This window comes from Trichococcus flocculiformis (assembly GCF_900113645.1).
Taxonomy (GTDB): Bacteria; Bacillota; Bacilli; order Lactobacillales; family Aerococcaceae; genus Trichococcus; species Trichococcus flocculiformis.
The window spans coordinates 1-18,308 of the sequence record NZ_FOQC01000016.1 but is presented as its reverse complement, the minus strand read 5'-3'; the positions used below and the strand labels follow the sequence as shown (position 1 = coordinate 18,308).

Annotated in this window: 19 protein-coding genes and 3 other annotated features; all 19 genes read left to right on the top strand. The window is 45.7% G+C overall.

Annotated features, from left to right (window positions below; translation table 11 throughout):
• Window positions 1-13 precede the first annotated feature (13 nt).
• The 19 genes from thiI to BMZ71_RS07330 all read left to right on the top strand — a co-directional run bounded on the left by thiI (window position 14) and on the right by BMZ71_RS07330 (window position 18,053).
• Complete coding sequence (thiI, locus tag BMZ71_RS07420) at window positions 14-1,228, top strand: tRNA uracil 4-sulfurtransferase ThiI (protein WP_086988552.1); 1,215 nt, start codon at window positions 14-16, stop codon at window positions 1,226-1,228.
• 84 nt (window positions 1,229-1,312) lie between these two features.
• On the top strand, window positions 1,313-1,807 hold the full coding sequence (tpx, locus tag BMZ71_RS07415; RefSeq protein ID WP_068560092.1) for a thiol peroxidase: 495 nt from the start codon (window positions 1,313-1,315) through the stop codon (window positions 1,805-1,807).
• Between the two features lie 45 nt (window positions 1,808-1,852).
• Window positions 1,853-2,077, top strand: a binding site (T-box leader).
• Window positions 2,078-2,138: 61 nt separating this feature from the next.
• Window positions 2,139-4,787 carry a valine--tRNA ligase gene (locus BMZ71_RS07410; protein ID WP_086988553.1) on the top strand — a complete coding sequence of 883 codons (2,649 nt, stop codon included), beginning with the start codon at window positions 2,139-2,141 and terminating at the stop codon, window positions 4,785-4,787.
• A gap of 90 nt (window positions 4,788-4,877) precedes the next feature.
• Window positions 4,878-6,197 (top strand): bifunctional folylpolyglutamate synthase/dihydrofolate synthase, encoded by a 1,320-nt coding sequence (locus BMZ71_RS07405; protein WP_068560097.1) that lies wholly within the window; start codon window positions 4,878-4,880, stop codon window positions 6,195-6,197.
• Window positions 6,190-6,849 carry an HAD family hydrolase gene (locus BMZ71_RS07400; RefSeq protein WP_068560100.1) on the top strand — a complete coding sequence of 220 codons (660 nt, stop codon included), beginning with the start codon at window positions 6,190-6,192 and terminating at the stop codon, window positions 6,847-6,849. The genes BMZ71_RS07405 and BMZ71_RS07400 overlap by 8 nt, the downstream gene beginning before the upstream one ends.
• A gap of 59 nt (window positions 6,850-6,908) precedes the next feature.
• The gene (radC, locus tag BMZ71_RS07395; RefSeq protein ID WP_068560104.1) at window positions 6,909-7,598 is read left to right on the top strand and encodes a RadC family protein; all 690 of its coding nucleotides are present in this window, start codon (window positions 6,909-6,911) and stop codon (window positions 7,596-7,598) included.
• Window positions 7,599-7,788: 190 nt separating this feature from the next.
• Complete coding sequence (locus BMZ71_RS07390; protein ID WP_068560106.1) at window positions 7,789-7,989, top strand: cold-shock protein; 201 nt, start codon at window positions 7,789-7,791, stop codon at window positions 7,987-7,989.
• A 537-nt stretch (window positions 7,990-8,526) separates the two neighbouring features.
• On the top strand, window positions 8,527-9,540 hold the full coding sequence (locus BMZ71_RS07385) for a rod shape-determining protein (RefSeq protein ID WP_086988599.1): 1,014 nt from the start codon (window positions 8,527-8,529) through the stop codon (window positions 9,538-9,540).
• 46 nt (window positions 9,541-9,586) lie between these two features.
• Window positions 9,587-10,441, top strand: coding sequence for a rod shape-determining protein MreC (mreC, locus tag BMZ71_RS07380; protein ID WP_086988554.1), 855 nt, complete (start codon window positions 9,587-9,589; stop codon window positions 10,439-10,441).
• Window positions 10,441-10,965: a rod shape-determining protein MreD gene (gene mreD, locus BMZ71_RS07375; RefSeq protein ID WP_068560111.1), complete on the top strand. Its 525-nt coding sequence runs from the start codon at window positions 10,441-10,443 to the stop codon at window positions 10,963-10,965. The genes mreC and mreD overlap by 1 nt, the downstream gene beginning before the upstream one ends.
• Window positions 10,966-11,044: 79 nt before the next feature.
• Window positions 11,045-11,294: a binding site (T-box leader), on the top strand.
• Between the two features lie 103 nt (window positions 11,295-11,397).
• A complete protein-coding gene (locus BMZ71_RS07370; RefSeq protein WP_177187533.1) occupies window positions 11,398-12,195 on the top strand; it encodes an amino acid ABC transporter substrate-binding protein in 798 nt (265 codons plus the stop codon).
• 29 nt (window positions 12,196-12,224) lie between these two features.
• Complete coding sequence (locus BMZ71_RS07365; protein ID WP_086988556.1) at window positions 12,225-13,025, top strand: amino acid ABC transporter substrate-binding protein; 801 nt, start codon at window positions 12,225-12,227, stop codon at window positions 13,023-13,025.
• 32 nt (window positions 13,026-13,057) lie between these two features.
• The gene (locus tag BMZ71_RS07360; protein WP_086988557.1) at window positions 13,058-13,693 is read left to right on the top strand and encodes an amino acid ABC transporter permease; all 636 of its coding nucleotides are present in this window, start codon (window positions 13,058-13,060) and stop codon (window positions 13,691-13,693) included.
• A 15-nt stretch (window positions 13,694-13,708) separates the two neighbouring features.
• On the top strand, window positions 13,709-14,395 hold the full coding sequence (locus BMZ71_RS07355; RefSeq protein ID WP_086988558.1) for an amino acid ABC transporter ATP-binding protein: 687 nt from the start codon (window positions 13,709-13,711) through the stop codon (window positions 14,393-14,395).
• A 199-nt stretch (window positions 14,396-14,594) separates the two neighbouring features.
• Window positions 14,595-14,668, top strand: a sequence feature (ribosomal protein L21 leader region).
• A gap of 16 nt (window positions 14,669-14,684) precedes the next feature.
• The gene (gene rplU / locus BMZ71_RS07350) at window positions 14,685-14,993 is read left to right on the top strand and encodes a 50S ribosomal protein L21 (protein ID WP_086941781.1); all 309 of its coding nucleotides are present in this window, start codon (window positions 14,685-14,687) and stop codon (window positions 14,991-14,993) included.
• 14 nt (window positions 14,994-15,007) lie between these two features.
• Window positions 15,008-15,343: a ribosomal-processing cysteine protease Prp gene (locus BMZ71_RS07345; protein WP_086988559.1), complete on the top strand. Its 336-nt coding sequence runs from the start codon at window positions 15,008-15,010 to the stop codon at window positions 15,341-15,343.
• Window positions 15,344-15,377: 34 nt separating this feature from the next.
• The gene (gene rpmA / locus BMZ71_RS07340) at window positions 15,378-15,662 is read left to right on the top strand and encodes a 50S ribosomal protein L27 (protein ID WP_068560128.1); all 285 of its coding nucleotides are present in this window, start codon (window positions 15,378-15,380) and stop codon (window positions 15,660-15,662) included.
• A gap of 130 nt (window positions 15,663-15,792) precedes the next feature.
• Window positions 15,793-16,806, top strand: a complete 1,014-nt coding sequence (locus tag BMZ71_RS07335; RefSeq protein ID WP_143071402.1) for a class I SAM-dependent methyltransferase — start codon at window positions 15,793-15,795, stop codon at window positions 16,804-16,806.
• 50 nt (window positions 16,807-16,856) lie between these two features.
• A complete protein-coding gene (locus tag BMZ71_RS07330) occupies window positions 16,857-18,053 on the top strand; it encodes an acetate/propionate family kinase (RefSeq protein WP_086988561.1) in 1,197 nt (398 codons plus the stop codon).
• Window positions 18,054-18,308 lie beyond the last annotated feature (255 nt).

The window sequence follows — 18,308 nt, the reverse complement described above, 5'->3', positions numbered from 1 at the left end:
GAAGAGAATATAAATGGAAACGCACATTCAAATACGCTTTGGTGAATTATCGACCAAAGGGAAAAACAAAAAACGTTTTGTCCAGCAGTTGGCGCAAAATGTCAGGATGGTCACAAAGGATTATCCGCAGATCAGAATCAAACCCGAGCACGATTTTATGTTATTGGAACTGAATGGAGCTGCAGAGGCTAACATTCTCGAGCGCTTGCAGCATGTGTTCGGTATTCAAAACTTTTCGCCCGTTTATCTTGTTTCGCACGATCTGAATGAAGTGAAACGGGTTTTGGTGGAGTTGCTTGGTAAAATGGAGACGGCGGGAAAAACGTTCAAAATAGCTACGCGCCGTTCCGACCATTCCTACGAGCATGACACTACTTTTATGAATGCCGAGCTGGGCGCTACTGTGTTGGCTGCTTTTCCGGCCATTTCTGTCAAGATGAAACAACCGGATATTCTTGTACGTGTAGACATCAAAACTAGCGGCATCATGCTCAGCACGCAGACATACCAAGGGGCTGGCGGGTTGCCTGTCGGTTCCAGCGGCAAAGGCATGCTGATGCTTTCCGGAGGCATCGACTCACCGGTTGCCGGTTATCTTACTATGAAGCGCGGTGTGAAGATCGAGGCTATTCATTTTCATAGTCCGCCGTACACAAGTCCACAAGCATTACAAAAAGCAAAAGATCTGGCTGCCAAATTGACTAAATTCGGTGGTGAAATCCAGTTCATCGAAGTGCCGTTCACTGAAATCCAGGAAGAAATCAAAGAGAAGGTGCCGGCGGATTATTTGATGACGATCACACGCCGGATGATGCTGCGGATCACCGATGCCATCAGAGCCGAACGCAAAGGATTGGCCATCTTTAATGGAGAATCTTTGGCTCAAGTCGCTTCTCAGACGCTGGAAAGTATGGTTGCCATAAATGATGTCACAACGACGCCGATCATTCGTCCTGTCGCTACGATGGACAAATTGGAAATCATCGCATTAGCGCAAAGAATCGATACCTTTGATTTGTCTGTGCAACCGTTCGAAGACTGCTGCACTATTTTTGCACCACCAGCGCCAAAAACGAAACCACACTTGGATAAAGCCAGACGTTTTGAAGCGTTGCTTGATGTGGAACCACTCGTTATGCGCGCGGTTGAAGGGATTGTAGTATCTAGCATAACGGGTCGGGAAGACACTTCCAGCCAAGATGAGGCGCTCTTTTCGGATTTGCTTTAATCTATTTTGCAAGTGCGTATCCTTACCATAAATCGCCACTTATCTGTATAATGAAGATATTATCGATCAAGGGGGAATGTTTTCATGCAAGTAACATTAAAGGGTGAAATTGTTGAAGTTTTAGGAACACAGCCAGTTGTTGGGGAGAAGGCGCCGGCTTTTTCGTTGTACAATACGGAAGACGAAAAGGTAGCTTTGGATGATCTGCGCGGATCGGTAGTCTTGATCAGCGTATTCCCGGATATCAACACGAGCGTTTGCGATAAACAAACACGTAAGTTCAACGAGACGGCAGCGGACATCGAAGGTTTGACTTTGTTGTCGGTTTCCAGAAATACAAAAGAAGAATTGGTCAACTGGTGTTCAGCAAACGGCATCGATATGCAGATGCTGCATGATGATGCAGGCGAATTCGGCGAGTCCTATGGCCTTAAAATTCCAAAAATGGGCAACAAGTTGGCCCGCAGCGTATTCGTCATCGACAAGGAAGGCGTCCTTTCCTATATGGAGATCGTCCCTGAAATCGCGACGGAGCCGGATGAGGAAGCAGCATTGGCAGCTGCCAAAAAATTACTTTAATCGCATTGAGATTTCAATGAAAAGGTGCTAAACTAGTGAAGTATAAACAAAGCGTCGATCAAGAAGAGTAGCTTGCCCGGAACCACACAAGAGAGAAAAGCGATTGGTGAAAGCTTTTTTGGGGAAGGAAAGTGAAGTAGCTTGTGAGCAAGTTGTGTGAAGGTCCGTGGACTGGGTAGCGCAGCTCGGAGTATTCTCCGTTATCAAAAAGAGAGACAGGGATCCGTTTCCTGTAATTTAGGTGGTACCGCGATTCATATCGTCCTGCATATTCGTATGCAGGACGTTTTTTTTCGCAATAAATCAATGTAAAGAGAGAGGAAGTGGCTGAATGTCTAAAGCAGACGCAATGCCGACAAAGTATCAACCCCAGCAAGTAGAATCTGGGAAATATCAACAATGGGTGGAAGCGGGGCTGTTCAAGCCTAGCGGAGACAAGAGCAAAAAACCTTATTCGATCGTGATTCCGCCTCCCAACGTAACCGGCAGACTGCACTTGGGCCATGCCTGGGATGTGACGCTGCAGGATATGCTGATCCGCCAAAAACGCATGCAAGGGTTCGATACGTTATGGTTGCCGGGTATGGACCACGCCGGCATAGCCACCCAAGCCAAAGTGGAAGCGAAACTGGCCGAGGACGGGCTTACCCGTTATGACCTTGGTCGTGAAGCCTTTGTCGACAAGGTTTGGGAATGGAAAGAGGATTATGCAAGCGTCATCCGCGAGCAATGGGGAAAAATGGGGATCTCCGTTGATTATGACCGGGAGCGTTTCACGTTGGATGATGGTTTGTCCGATGCAGTCCGTAAAGTCTTCGTCGGCTTGTACGAAAAAGGTTTGATCTACCGCGGCGCATACATCATCAACTGGGATCCAAAGGCAAAAACGGCCTTATCAGATATTGAAGTTATCCATAAGGACGTCCAAGGTGCCTTCTATCACTTCCGCTATCCGATGACGGATGGTTCGGGATACTTGGAGCTGGCTACTACCCGTCCGGAAACGATGCTTGGAGATACTGCCGTAGCGGTTCATCCGGAAGATGAAAGATATCAGCAGTTCATCGGCAAGACCGTGACTTTGCCGCTCGTGAATCGGGAAATCCCTGTCATTGCGGATGATTATGTCGAAATGGACTTCGGGACCGGTGTCGTAAAAATAACACCGGCTCATGACCCGAACGACTTTGAAGTCGGTTTGCGTCATGACTTGCCGCAAGTGAATGTCATGAACGATGACGCGACGATGAACGAAGCAGCCGGAAAATATGCAGGTATGGACCGTTTCGCAGCGCGCAAAGCGATCGTAAAAGATATGGAAGAACTGGGCTATTTGGTCAAAATTGAAGAAATGACCCACAGTGTCGGACATTCTGAACGCACAAACGTTGTTGTGGAACCGCGCATCTCGACGCAATGGTTCGTCAAAATGCAACCATTGGCTGAGCGTGCGGTCGAAAATCAATCCGCAGAAGAAAAAGTTTCCTTCTATCCGGAACGATTTGAGAATACTTTCCTGACGTGGATGGGCAACGTCCATGACTGGGTCATCTCCCGTCAATTATGGTGGGGACATCAAATCCCAGCTTGGTATCATAAAGAAACCGGCGAAATGTACGTAGGCATGGAAGCCCCGAGCGACAGCGAAAACTGGACGCAGGATGAGGATGTTCTGGATACATGGTTCAGTTCAGCACTTTGGCCGTTCTCGACGATGGGCTGGCCGGATGAAGATGCGGAAGATTTCAAACGTTATTTCCCTACCAGTACGTTGGTTACCGGCTATGACATCATCTTCTTCTGGGTAAGCCGGATGATCTTCCAGAGTCTGGAGTTCACCGAAAAACGTCCGTTTGAGAATGTACTGATCCATGGTCTGATCCGTGACGAGCAAGGACGCAAAATGAGTAAATCGCTCGGAAACGGGATCGACCCGATGGATGTGGTCGAAAAATATGGGGCGGATGCTTTGCGTTGGTTCTTGGCGAACGGTTCCGCACCTGGTCAGGATGTCCGCTTCAGCTATGAGAAGATGGATGCATCCTGGAACTTCATCAACAAAATCTGGAATGCCAGCCGTTACGTGCTGCTTAACTTGGAAGACCTGACATTCGACGCTATCGACATTTCAGGGAAAAAGACGATAGCCGATAAATGGATCCTTTCCAGCCTGAACAAGACCATCACTAAAGTGACGGACCTGTTCGAGAAATTTGAGTTCGGTGAAGCCGGTCGCTTGTTGTACCGTTTCATCTGGGACGATTACTGCGACTGGTATATAGAAATGTCCAAAGAAGTCCTGCAAGGGGAAAATGAAGCTGCTAAAAAGACAACCCGCAGCATCTTAGCTTATGTTTTGGATAACGTCTTGCGCTTGTTGCATCCGGTTATGCCTTTCGTCACCGAAGAAATCTGGCAGAACGTACCGCATCAAGGTGATTCCATCGTGACGGCAGCCTATCCGGTAGCGGATGCAAGTCATATCGATGAAGCGGCTGAAGAAGCGATGGAGAAACTGATCGAATTGATCCGTGGCGTCCGCAATGTCCGCGCTGAAATGAACACACCGTTGTCCAAAAAAGTTCCGATGCAGTTGAAAGTGAATGACGAGGCGACCGAAGCGATTTTCCGCGCCAATGAATCGTACATCTTCCGCTTCTGCAATCCGGATACACTGGAAATCGGCCAGCACATCCAAGCGGCCAGCGACGCTGTCACCGCAGTTTTCTCAGGCGGAGAGGTATACATGCCGCTTGCCGGTCTTATCAAATTGGAAGATGAGATTTCCCGTCTCGAAAAGGAAGCGGAGAAATTGACCAAAGAAGTCGACCGTGTGGAAAGCAAATTGAATAACGAAAAATTTGTCAGCAAAGCCCCTCAGGCTGTAATCGACGGGGAAAAACAAAAAGGGACCGAATACCGCGAAAAACTGGCGGCCGTTGAAGAACGCATCGCTGCCCTAAAAGAACAGCTAGCTTAATAAGAGAATCGAATTGAACAGGAAGAACCCTATTAGCAAGTTCCTTTGTAGATAGGGTTCTTCTTAAACAGAAATGGAGTGAAGAGGTAGATGTTTGCAACTTATGAAGAAGCGATGGAATGGATCCATACCCGCAAAGGCATGGGGCCTAAGCCCGGAATAGTCCGGATGAAATGGTTGATGGAAAAACTGGATCACCCGGAACGTAAATTCAGATCCATCCATATTGCCGGAACAAACGGAAAAGGATCGAATGTTGCTTACTTAAGAAGCCTGTTTATGGCGGCCGGCTATACGGTGGGCACCTTCACCTCGCCGCATATCGTCAGTTTCAATGAAAGGATCAGCGTGAATGGGGCGAATATCCCGGATGAAGACGTATTGGAGCAAGCGAACATCCTTTACGCACTCTATGAGGAAATCGGCCGCACGGATATGGGTCCACTGACGGAATTCGAAGTAGTGACAGCCATGATGTTTTCCTATTTTGGGACACATCCTTGTGATGTCGTATTGTTGGAAGTCGGTCTGGGCGGTTTGTACGACAGCACGAATGTTGCCGAGCCGGATTTTTCGCTCATCACGACGATAGGCAAAGACCACAGCAATATCCTCGGGGATACCATTGCGGAGATCGCCTACCAGAAAGCCGGAATAATCAAGCAAGGGACACCTGTCGTCATCGGAAGATTGCCTGAAGAGGCTTTTGCGGTGATGCGTGACACTGCGGAAAAAAAAGCTGCGCCCTTGCATGCATTCGGCCCGGATTTCAGTGTTTCCAATTGGCATGAGGGTTCCGATTATCATGAGGTCTTTGACTTTGCCTCTCAGTTGGGCGCTTTTGAAAAACTGGAAATAACCTTGATGGGTGGCCATCAAGTCGATAATGCAGCCACTGCGCTACAAACTTTCTTACTGTTCTGCAAAAAATACGCTTTGAGTTACTCGGAGACGACGATCAAATCCGGTTTGCTGGGGACAGCTTGGCCGGTCCGGATGGAGATCATTTCGCAAAAACCGTTCATCATGCTGGATGGTGCCCACAATATCCCGGCTATGGCAGTGCTGACTGAAGCGATCAAAAAGAAGTTTTCGGATAAAAATATCACCATCCTCTTGGCGGCTTTGGCGGATAAGGATCTGGAGGAAATGGGCCAGTTGATCAAATCAATTCCCGCGAGTAAGCTGCACGTGACCACTTTTGATTTCCCGAGGGCTGCATCAGTCAAAGAACTGTGCGAGCGGGTAGGTGTACCGGAAGCTGGAGCCTACGAAGATTGGCGATTTGCGATTGATGATCTGAAGGCGAAGCAAGCTGAAGCAGGTATGCTATTGATTACCGGTTCGCTGTATTTTCTTTCCGAAGTAAGACATTATTTATTAAAGGATAAGGAGTTTGGAGATGCGTAAAAAAGCAGTCATTTTTGATATGGATGGATTGATGTTCGATACGGAAACGTTGGGTTATCAGGCACAAGGCGAACTGGCTGAAGAGATGGCTTTGCCGATAGCGTTCGACTTCGATTATTATCTGAAACAAGTAGGGCGATCCGATAAAGATGTGATGCCTGAATTGGCTTCCGACTTTGGTGATGCGGAACTGGCGGAACGATTTTTGAAGAGAATGAAGGAGAGGCAGACGGGCATCGCCTCTGAAAAGGGGCTTCCGATCAAAAAAGGCCTTTACGATCTGTTGGCCTTTCTGAAGGAGGAAGGCGTAATATGCGTCGTTGCTTCCAGCAGCCGGAGGAAAGAAGTCAGTTTCTACCTCGAATTGGCTGATATTTCACAGTATTTCCGCTACCAAGTGTGCGGGGATGAAGTATCCTTCGCCAAACCGAATCCGGAAATTTTCCTGAGCGCCTGGAAACCCCTTGGCATTCCGAAAGAGGACTGTCTGATCCTGGAAGATTCGCTTAATGGCATCCGTGCTGCCTACGATGCGGGCATTGAAGTGATCATGGTTCCGGATCTGATCGTTCCCGATGACGAAGCCAAAGCAAAAACAATTGCCATTTTGCCCGACCTGCATGCGGTCATGGATTGGCTGAAAGAGAAATAACCTGTTAGGCTCCTTCCTGCGTACCTATTGAGTAGACGGAAGGAAAGGGGTAAAACAGGATGGTGCAAGAAACAAATCTGCTGATGGAGGTTCCAAAAGCCTCGCGACCGCGCGAAAGATTGGATCAATTCGGAGAAAAAGCCTTGGCGACGCATGAATTATTGGCTATCGTTCTGCGGACAGGGCCCAGGGACAGCAACGTCATGCAGCTGGCGTTGCGGGTGCTGAATGAGTTCGAGGATCTGCATTCCTTGAAGATGGCCTCGCTTGAAGAATTGACTGCTATTCATGGAATCGGCCGAACCAAAGCGATCGAAATCAAGGCCTGTGTTGAATTGGGGGTGCGTGTAGCCAATGCCACGCAACTGAAGAGCGGAACGATCACATCGACGCAAAGCGCCGGGACGCTGCTGCAGAAAGAGATGCGCGATCTCCAGCAGGAGCACGTGGTGGCTGTCTATCTGAACACAAAGAACGAAATCATCAAGAAAAAGACGATCTTCATCGGCAGCCTGAACAGTTCGGTTGCGCATCCCCGCGAGATATTCCGGGAGGCGGTAAGGTTTGCGGCGGCGCGGATCATTCTTGCGCATAATCATCCTTCCGGTAATCCCGATCCCTCGGAAGCCGACCTGGTGTTTACCCGCAGGATGGTGGAGTGCGGAGAAATGATGGGGATCGAGATCCTTGATCATTTCATCATCGGGGTCGATGATTATCTCAGCCTGCGAGAATACGGTATCATATAGTAAAGGTTCCTAAACGATTTACGCAAGCTGAAATGAAAATTTGATGGCAAAAAACTTGCAATATCGGAAAACCTGATATATCATTATGTTAGTGTTTTTGTTTGGTAAAGAATAGATTGTCATGAGCATTCCTATCGTACCAAAAGCAAGAATAACAATTTAAAGTGCTTTGCACGAGGAGGAATTTTTCATGGAAAAAGGAACAGTAAAATGGTTTAACGCAGAAAAAGGCTTCGGATTTATCGAACGCGAAAGCGGAGATGACGTATTCGTACATTTCTCAGCTATCTTAGGTGACGGATTCAAGTCATTGGAAGAAGGACAAGCCGTTTCATTCGAAATCGTTGAGGGAAATCGTGGAGCGCAAGCTGCCAACGTTGAAAAAATCTAATTAATCTTAACTTAATCGATCAAAAGGCCCGGGACACTGTCTCGGGCCTTTTTAAGACATATAGGAATTTATAAAATTTTTTCAACTCAAAAGTGCATCACCATAGGTGTTTCACAAGTTTGCAACATGTTTCATGCATCTAAAATGATGTCCAGCTTCACGGGTTAGCCCTTCGGAAATTAGATAAATCTGTCCTATTGCGCTCTTCGATGCTCAGTCGGACAGATTTCCTAAATTTCTTTCAGGGCTGAACGAACCCGTTCAGCTTTTCTTAATGCCGGATGCCTGATGTTCGTCCGGGAACTCCGATCCACCGTGATATTCCCTGTGAATGGTCCAAACGTATTGTGTCAATCTGGAGGGATAATCGGCAGCAGTATTACCGATCAACGTCATTCCTGTCAAATTGATTAATTCTTTCTTTTGTTTGTTACATTGATGTTTTTCTTGTTCCGGTTTGTGGTAAAATAGAAAAGAATTTGTTTGTGGGAGAGTTTGTAGTCAATCAGACGGAAGGATGAGAAGTACTTGGTAAGTTTGAATTTTAAAGGCAAAAACATCGGCATTGATTTAGGTACGGCCAATACGATCGTCTTCGTAGCCGGCAAGGGCATCGTATTCAGAGAACCTTCTGTCGTCGCAAAAAATATCCATACGGGGGAGATTCTCTCCGTTGGAGAAGAAGCATTCCAGATGCTTGGAAGGACACCCGGCACCATTGTGGCATCCCGCCCAATGAAAGAAGGGGTCATTGCGGATTATGATACAACTGTCGCGATGATGAAATATTTCATCAAAAAAGCGACGGGTAATGCATTCATCAAACCATACGTGATGGTCTGCGTACCGAGTGGTGTTACAGAAGTGGAAAAACGGGCAGTTCTTGATGCTACCCGGACAGCCGGAGCGAAAGAAGCCTTCATCATAGAAGAGCCCTTCGCTGCTGCTGTGGGTGCTGGGCTTCCGGTGCATGCGCCTACAGGCAATATGGTGGTGGACATCGGAGGCGGTACGACGGATGTCGCGACGATTTCGCTTGGCGGAATTGTTACGAGCCGTTCCAGTACAGCCGGTGGCGATCGGATGGATGAGGCAATCATTCAGTTCATCCGCAAAAAGTACGGTCTGCTGATAGGCGAGCGGACTGCCGAAAACATCAAAATAACGATCGGTTGTGCCGATATTGAAAAGGCAGCTTCCTATGGCTCCATGGAAATAAGAGGCCGGGATATGGTCAACGGCCTGCCCAAGACTTTGGAAATCCACGCCGAGGATATTGCGGTTGCGATCCATGATGTGGTCGAGAACATCATCCTTTCCGTAAGAGAAGTGCTGGAAGAGACGCCTCCCGAAATATCTGCTGATGTCATTGACCATGGTATCGTTTTGACGGGTGGTGGCGCTTTGTTGAAAAGCATCGCTGAAGTCATTTCAGCAGAAGCGGAAGTTCCTGTATTTATCGCCAACGATCCATTGGACTGCGTCTCCATCGGGACCGGTGAAACCTTGAAGAACATTAACGTTTACAAGCGTAAAAATTTAAGGCAGTAAGTATAATGAATGTAATTGAAAGTGATGTACGAAATGAGGTGTCAATGTGAATCAGTTTTTTAACAATAAAAAATTGATTATCCTATTGATCAGTGTGATTACCTTTATCAGCTTGATAGCATACTCTCTTACCAACAACAGAGAAGATACATCGATACCGCAACAAGTAGGGAACGATGTAACAGGCTCCATTGCGAGAATATTTTCTAAGCCAGCGGAAGTAGTGGCGAATTTTGTTGATTCAGTCGATAACCTGATGAATACGTATGAAGAAAACCAATCTTTAAAAAGTAAAATTGATACCGTTTATGAGCTGCAAGTGAAAGTCTATAATTTGGAGCAAGAAAACGCAAGGATGCAGGAAGAACTTGAATTGAAAACTACTTTGTCAGAGTATGAACAGATCAATGCTTCTGTGGTATCCCGCAATCCCGACAGTTGGCTGAACCAAATCGTCATCGATAAAGGATCCCAGGACGGGGTGGAGGTCGATATGTCGGTGATGGCGGGGAACGGTCTGATCGGCCGTGTATCCGAAGTCAATTCGACCAGTGCGAAAGTCCTACTTTTGACCACATCCAACGATACAACCAACCGTGTATCAGCTGAAATCCAAACGGAATCTGGACCTGTACATGGTATTGTCAATGGTTATGATGAGAATACGAAGATGCTTTCCATGTCCCAGATTGCCCCTGATGCAGTGATCAATCCGGGCGATAGCGTGATTACATCAGGATTAGGCGGTGTTTCTCCAAGCGCTCTGTTGATCGGGAGCGTCAAAGAAGTATCGATGGACAGTTACGGTTTATTTAAGCAAGTCACAATCGAGCCCGCCGGTGAGGTTTACAATATTCGCTTCGTGACGGTCATCAAACGGCTGAGTGGAAGTGGTGAGTGATGGTGCAAAACAGATCTTTGCATCACACTTATTTCATCCCTGTGGTGCTCTACGTGCTTTTGATTTTGGATGGCTTTTTGATCAATGCCTTTCCGGGCCAGTTTGTCAGCGAAGAGTATATTCTCGTGCCGCATTTGGCGTTGTTCGGATTCGTGCTTTTTTCCTACTATTTCCCTAAGCAGCCGATGCAGTTGTACGCAGTTCTTTTCGGACTGTTGTTCGACAGTTATTATAGCGGCATTCTGGGTGTTTACGCAGTCGCTTTTGCCGTAATCGTTTACTTTGTGAAGAAGATGCAGAGATTTCTGGCGGAAAATGTTTTTGTACTGGCGTTGTTGTTTATTGTTGCGATCGTCATGGTGGATTCATTCGTTTTTGGCTTCTACAGTTTGATGGATATCACGCAACTTGACTTCAGTGCATTTGCTTCAGAGCGATTAGGGCCGACTATTGTGTTGAATATTGTATTGTTCATTGTGATTTATTACCCACTGTTCAAATTGGTGGGCTGGATGTACGATTGAACCTGATGAGAAAATAATGAGATATTTTTTAATGAAATGCTTGCATTTGACGAAAGCTGTGGTATTATTGTCTTAAATTCTAAATGCAATGAAGAGAAAAAGTAACTTTTGACTATTTCCAGAGAGTTTGCGGCCGGTGTAAGCAAACAATAGAAATAAGTGAAATCACATCTCTGAGCAAGGATACCGAAAAGACAGCTTCCGCTTTCTCAGTAGGTTGACTCGGTTGTGCCCGTTACAGCACTGACGTTTCAAACGGAACGTTATGAGGCGGTTTCTGTGAAGAGCCCGCAAAAAAAGGTGGAACCACGACTTCAATCGTCCTTTAACTTTCAACAGGAAGTTAAAGGGCTTTTTTTATTGGAAACGGCGTGATGGGGGACACCACAAAAATAAGGCAGTAAAAAGTACACATATATGGAGGAGAAGGATATGAAAAAATTAGCATTATTGTTGTTGGCATCTACAAGTTTATTGGCTGCATGCGGTGGAGGTGCCGCTGAGGATTCTTCTGCAACTGGATCGGAAGTTTCAGAAATCAAAGAAACACTGGTGATGGGACTGGACGATACATTTGCACCGATGGGCTTTAAAGATGAAAGTGGCGAAATCGTCGGTTTCGATGTCGAGTTGGCGAAAGAGGTTGCGGAACGCTTGGATGTGGAAATCACTTTCCAACCGATCGATTGGGCAATGAAGGAAACCGAATTGGCTTCTGGTAACATCGACATGATCTGGAATGGCTATACCATAACGGAAGAACGCAAAGAGAAAGTCTTGTTCTCAGAACCGTATTTGAGCAACAGCCAAATTATTGTCACAATGGCGGATAGTGATATCGAAACAAAAGCTGATTTGGCCGGAAAAGTCGTTGCGACACAACAAGGATCTGCGGCATTCGATGCTATCATTGCCGACGAAACGGGAATTGCTGCTGAGTTTGATGGGGGCACGCCGATTTTGTATCCTACCTTCAACGACGTGTTCAATGACCTGGAAAGCGGCCGCAGTGATGCAATCGTCGTTGACGAAGTGTTGGGCCGATACACTATGAAACTAAAAGGCGAGGAAAAGTTCGCTGTTCTTACCGATAATTTTGGCGATGAAGAATATGGTGTGGGTCTCCGCAAAGAAGATGTCGCGTTGAAAGAAGCAATCGATGCAACGATGAATGATATGCGTGAAGATGGAACCTACGATGAAATCTACGCAAAATGGTTCGCTGAATAATAAAAGTTCTTGTTGAGGGGGAAAGTCTTATGTTGAATAAGCTTAAAAAAGCCGCACTGGTCGGATCAGGGTTATTGGTGTTGGCTGGATGCAGCAGTGAGTCGGCTGATGACGCTTCTGTCAACTCTGAAGCCGTTGGTGCAGAAACGTTGGTTGTTGGTTTGGATGATACTTTTGCTCCGATGGGATTCCGTGATGAAAATAATGAAATCGTCGGCTTCGATGTCGACTTGGCGAAGGCGGTCGGTGAACGGATCGGAGCTGAAATTGTTTTTCAGCCGATCGATTGGGCAATGAAGGAAACCGAATTGGATTCCGGCAACATCGACATGATCTGGAATGGCTATGCCATCACACCGGAACGGGCTGAAAAAGTCCTCTTGAGCGAACCGTACATCGTGGATGCGCAATCCATCATCGTTTTGAAGGACAGCGCAATCGAAACAAAAGCGGACTTGGAAGGGAAGTTGGTTTCGACGCAGCAATCTTCCAGTTCAGTGGACAAGATTATGGAAGATGAGTCAGGGATATTTGGAAAGTTGGGCGGGGATCTGGTGCTCTATCCTTCCAATAATAATGCCTTCAGCGACTTGGAATCAGGACGTGTGGATGCCATCGTCGTCGGTGAAGTCTACGGGCGGTACTACATGAAGCAGTCCGGCAAAGACATCTATCGTGTCCTGGAGGATAACTTCGGGGAAGATGAGATGGCGGTCGCCTTCAAAAAGAACAACACAGAGCTGCAGGAGCGTGTCGATGCAGCCTTGGCCGACATGAAGGAAGACGGAACCTTCGATGAAATATACGACAAATGGTTTTATAGTGAATAAAGAAAATAAAGGGTAAGAAAGAGGTTTATGAAATGGACTTGATACAGACGATACTGCCATCATTGCTTGACGGCTTGAAGATGACACTTACGTTGTTCTTCATCATAGGGATCTCCAGCATTCCGTTAGGGTTTCTGATTGCCGTCATTCGGGTTTACGGACCGAAGTGGCTGGGTTTTCTGATCCAGATTTATGTCTTCATTATGAGAGGGACGCCTTTGCTGTTGCAATTGATGTTTGTCTTCTTCGGTTTGCCGCTGATAGGCATTACGCTGGATCGTTTTTCGGCAGCGATTTTGGCATATATGATCAACTACGCTGCCTATTATGCGGAAATATTCCGCGGAGGTATCACGGCCGTTCCGAAAGGACAGTTCGAGGCCATTTCGGTGTTGGGTATCGGTAAGGTCAGAGGGTTTTTCAAAATCATCATCCCCCAGGTCACCAAGATCGTATTGCCGTCTGTAGGGAATGAAGTGATTGCGCTAGTAAAAGATACATCTTTGGTTTATGTCATCGGCCTGGGGGAGCTGTTGCGCGCAGGGCAGATTGCTGCGAATACGTATGCTTCGTTAGTGCCGTTCCTGGCAGTGGGCGTCGTCTATTTATCTGTTACGGCTGTCATTACGGTGCTGCTGAATAAACTTGAATCCAAAGGGAATTTTTAGGGGGGATGGGCAATCATGTTACTAAATGCAATGAATTTAAAAAAGTCTTACCATGACACAACCGTAATCGATGATTTTTCATTCCACATCGATTCAAATGAAATCGTTGTGCTAGTGGGCCGTTCAGGAACAGGTAAAACGACATTGATGCGCCTGCTCAACAATCTGGAAAAAGCGGACCAAGGCACCATTTCGATCGAGGATGCGGTCTTATGCAAACAAGGATTGAAGGGCGCAGAATATGCTGACCGCAAAACAAGGCGTCTTTACCAAAACAAAATCGGCATGGTGTTTCAGGACTATGCTTTGTTCCCGAACCTTTCTGTGCTCGACAATCTGCTGGAGGCGCCGCTTGCCCAAAAGTTGGGCAGCCGTGAAGAACTGACTGCAAAAGCAGCCGAATTATTGAAGCAAATGGGGTTGGAAGACAAATTGGAGGCGATGCCGTCGACTTTGTCCGGGGGCCAGAAGCAAAGGGTCGCAATCGCTCGGGCGATGATGCTGAATCCGCGCGTGCTTTGTTTTGATGAACCGACATCCGCGCTCGATCGCGAATCTTCCGACAGCATCGGTAAGCTGATACAGGAAATTGCAGCAGGAGGAACCGGTATCCTGATCGTTACGCATGATACCGAGTTCGGGCAACAATACGGCACACGGATCGTATCCTCAAGCGAATTCGTCAAGAACCATTTGGGATAGTGCAATGACTAGGGACTGTCCGCAGAAATTTGCACAGGCCGGACAAAAAAACAGGGCAGCTGCCCTGTTTTTTTGTTTTGTATCTTTTGGTCATGAGCAAAGCGAAAGGTAAAAAGGCGCCTTATTTTCATTAATGTTTTCATTTAGGTTGACGGGAGCCTTTGTTTTTGGTAGACTATTAATGTTGTAAATGTGCGCACCACAGCTACAACCGCACGAATAGGAGTCATGAGACCTGCAAGGGCACTCCGTTTGGCGAGTCTAAGTAAAATAAGGAGGTGCAGAGAATATGTACGCAATTATCAAAACTGGTGGTAAACAATTAAAAGTTGAAGTTGGTCAAGCGATCTACATTGAAAAATTAGATGCTGAAGCTGGTGATAAAGTAACTTTTGATGAAATCGTATTTGTAGGCGGAGAAGAAACTAAAATTGGCGCTCCATTCGTAACAGGTGCTTCTGTAGAAGGCACTGTTGAAAAACAGGGCAAAGAAAAGAAAGTAACTACTTTCAAATACAAGAGAAGAAAAGATACACACCGCAAGCAAGGTCATCGTCAACCTTATACAAAAGTAATCATTGACGCAATCAACGCATAAGAGTGTGAATAACCATGATTGAAGTGAAATTTAAAGAAGATGACCATGGCAACCTGCTTTCTTTCGAGATTACAGGACACGCCGGGTATGGAGTAGAAGGTGAAGATATTATCTGTGCCGCTGTTTCCGTACTGGCCATCGAAACTGTGAATAGCGTTGAACGTTTAGCCGGTTATCAGATGCTTGTTGATGAAGCGGACGACGAAGGCGGGTATCTCTATGCGGAAATACTTTCCGAAAGGGAAGCGGAACAGCAATACATTACGCAGATTTTACTGAAGCATCTATTCTATTCGCTGGAAGATGTCGCTCAGACATATCCAGATTATGTGACCATAAAAATGCAATAAAAACTGTACTACTTAATAAGGAGGTGCAAACCACATGTTGAAATTGAATCTACAATTGTTCGCCCACAAAAAAGGGGGCGGATCTACTACCAACGGACGTGAGTCCCAATCTAAACGTTTAGGCGCTAAACGTGCAGACGGACAAACAGTAACTGGCGGATCAATTTTGTACCGTCAACGCGGAACAAAAATCCATCCAGGTACTAACGTCGGTATCGGTGGAGATGACACTCTATTTGCAAAAGTTGACGGTGTCGTTCGTTTCGAACGTTTAGGCCGTGACAAAAAACAAGTTTCTGTATACCCTACAGCTAAATAATACTTGTACTTTTGCCGATCAACCAATTACATACACACAAAAAACCTTGCGGGGGCAAATGATCAATCACTTCCTTCGCAGGTTTTTTTGTATTTTAGATAAAGACAAAAAGTAAGGGACGGTGAACGACTTGAAAGCAACAAATGTTGAGAGTCTTTTCGGATTAATGGATGAAGCCATCACATTGCTTCAAACGGAAGTGGAGCTTACATATATAGAAGCGTTATCCGAAACGTTGGAAAATCTTTCCTTTGAAGCAAAAGCACAACAAGTGGAAGGCTTGCCTTCAATCGAGGCAGTTGAACGCTTGAACAGCCTCTACAAAAAGATGAATTTGGATGCATTGGATAAGGAAATTATCCGCAAGAGCATCCAACTGACTTTCATCAAGGCAACAAAAGAAGACAAGCTCCAGATGAATCATCAAATGACACCAGACACGATCGCCTATCTGATCGCATATTTTATCGGAGAAATAAAAAAAGATAAAACAGAAAAACTGCATGTTTCTGATTTGGCTGCAGGAACAGGAAATCTTCTGAATATCGTCGTGGCGCATTTGACCAGCAGGGGAAATGAAGTGACTGCAGAAGCAGTTGACAATGATGATCTGTTGATCAGTGTTGCGGCCAACAGCGGAGCCTTGCTGGGATTTTCGGAAAAAATCCATTACACCCACTCGGACAGCCTGCAGGAACTGCTGATTGCGCCTTCTGATATCGTAGTATCCGATTTTCCGATCGGGTATTATCCGGTTAATGAGCGCGCAAAGAACTACCAAACAGCTTTTCCGGAAGGAAATTCTTTTGCACATTTCCTAATGTTTGAACAAAATGTGAACTATTTGAAAGAATCCGGTTGGGGGATATTTATCGTTCCATCCGACATTTTTGAAACAGATAAATCATCTGTGCTAATGGGATGGTTGAAAGAAAACGTTCATATACAGGCTTTCTTGAGTCTTCCGGTGGATCTGTTCCATAAAAATGGTATGAAAAAATCAATCATTATTGTTCAAAAAATTGGTGAAAAATCTCTTCAAGCTGAACAAGTGCTTTTGGGGGAAATTCCAGATCTTAAAAACGCACAAAAGATGCAATCTTTCCTGGATATTTTCCACAATTGGAGCGCAAAGATGATATAATATTTATTAGAGATATAAGAAAAATCAGACAATTTAAAGGAGAGAAAAAAATGTCAAAAATCATCGCTATCAATGCTGGTAGCTCAAGTTTGAAATTTACTTTATATGCAATGCCTGAAAAGGACGTTCTTGCAACCGGGATAATCGAAAGAATCGGTTTGAACGATTCCGTCTTCACCATCAAACACGGGGAAGGCCAAAAATTCCAGGTAATCGAAGACATCATGAACCACGAAATTGCAGTACAGAAATTACTTGACCAATTATTGGCATTAAACATCATTTCAAGCTACGACGAAATCACAGGAGTCGGCCACCGCGTCGTTGCCGGCGGAGAAATATTCAAAGACTCCGCGCTTGTGGATGAGCGTGTCCTGGAACAAATCGAAGAATTAGGAGAATTGGCACCGCTGCATAACCCAGCCAACGCTACCGGCATTCGTGCATTCAAAAAATTGTTGCCTGAAATCACAAGTGTTGCTGTATTCGATACTTCATTCCATACAACAATGCCGAAAGTAAACTACCTATACAGTATTCCGATGGAGTACTATGAAAAATATGCTGCCAGAAAATATGGCGCACACGGAACAAGCCACAAATACGTAGCCGAACGCGCTGCTGAAATGTTGGGAAGACCGATTGAAGAGTTGAAAATCATTACTTGCCACATCGGTAACGGCGGTTCCATCACTGCTGTCCAAGGCGGGAAATCAATCGATACATCCATGGGCTTTACGCCACTGGCAGGTATCACGATGGGAACTCGTTCAGGGGACATCGATGCATCATTGATTGCCTATTTAATGGGTAAACTAGGTATCACTGATATCAATGAATTCGTTGACATTCTGAACAAAAAATCTGGCCTTTTGGGACTTTCCGGCGTATCAAGTGATATGCGCGATGTTGAGACAGAAGCTGGAAAAGGCAACGAGCAAGCTCAAATTGCTTTGGATATCTTCCATAATCGTATCATTAAATACATTGGACAATATGTTGCAATCATGAATGGTGTTGATGCGATCGTCTTCACAGCCGGCGTCGGTGAAAATTCTGCTTCTACCCGCAAAATCATCATTGATGGTATTTCATGGTTCGGTTGTGAAATCGACGATGAAAAGAACAATGTCCGGGGTGTTGAAAGAATCATTTCTACTGATGATTCAAAAGTGAAAGCATTATTGATTCCTACAGATGAAGAATTAATGATTGCTCGCGATGTCGTTCGTTTCAGCGAAAAATAATCATTTGAAATAAAAAATCCGTTATGCCGATGTTTCGGCATAACGGATTTTTTCATGCCATCAAATTTGATGGCTAGCTTCACGGGTTAGCCCTTCGGAAAAAAGAATAAGGAACCTCTTGTCTCTGCGAGCCAAGACATACTGTTCGACTTGTCATGGTTCTTGCCATCTTTGATGGCTTAGAAACATGATACAACTGACCGGTACGGTCACGTTGATTCCTTTGTTTCGGAAGTCTCTCAGCAATTGCGCTCT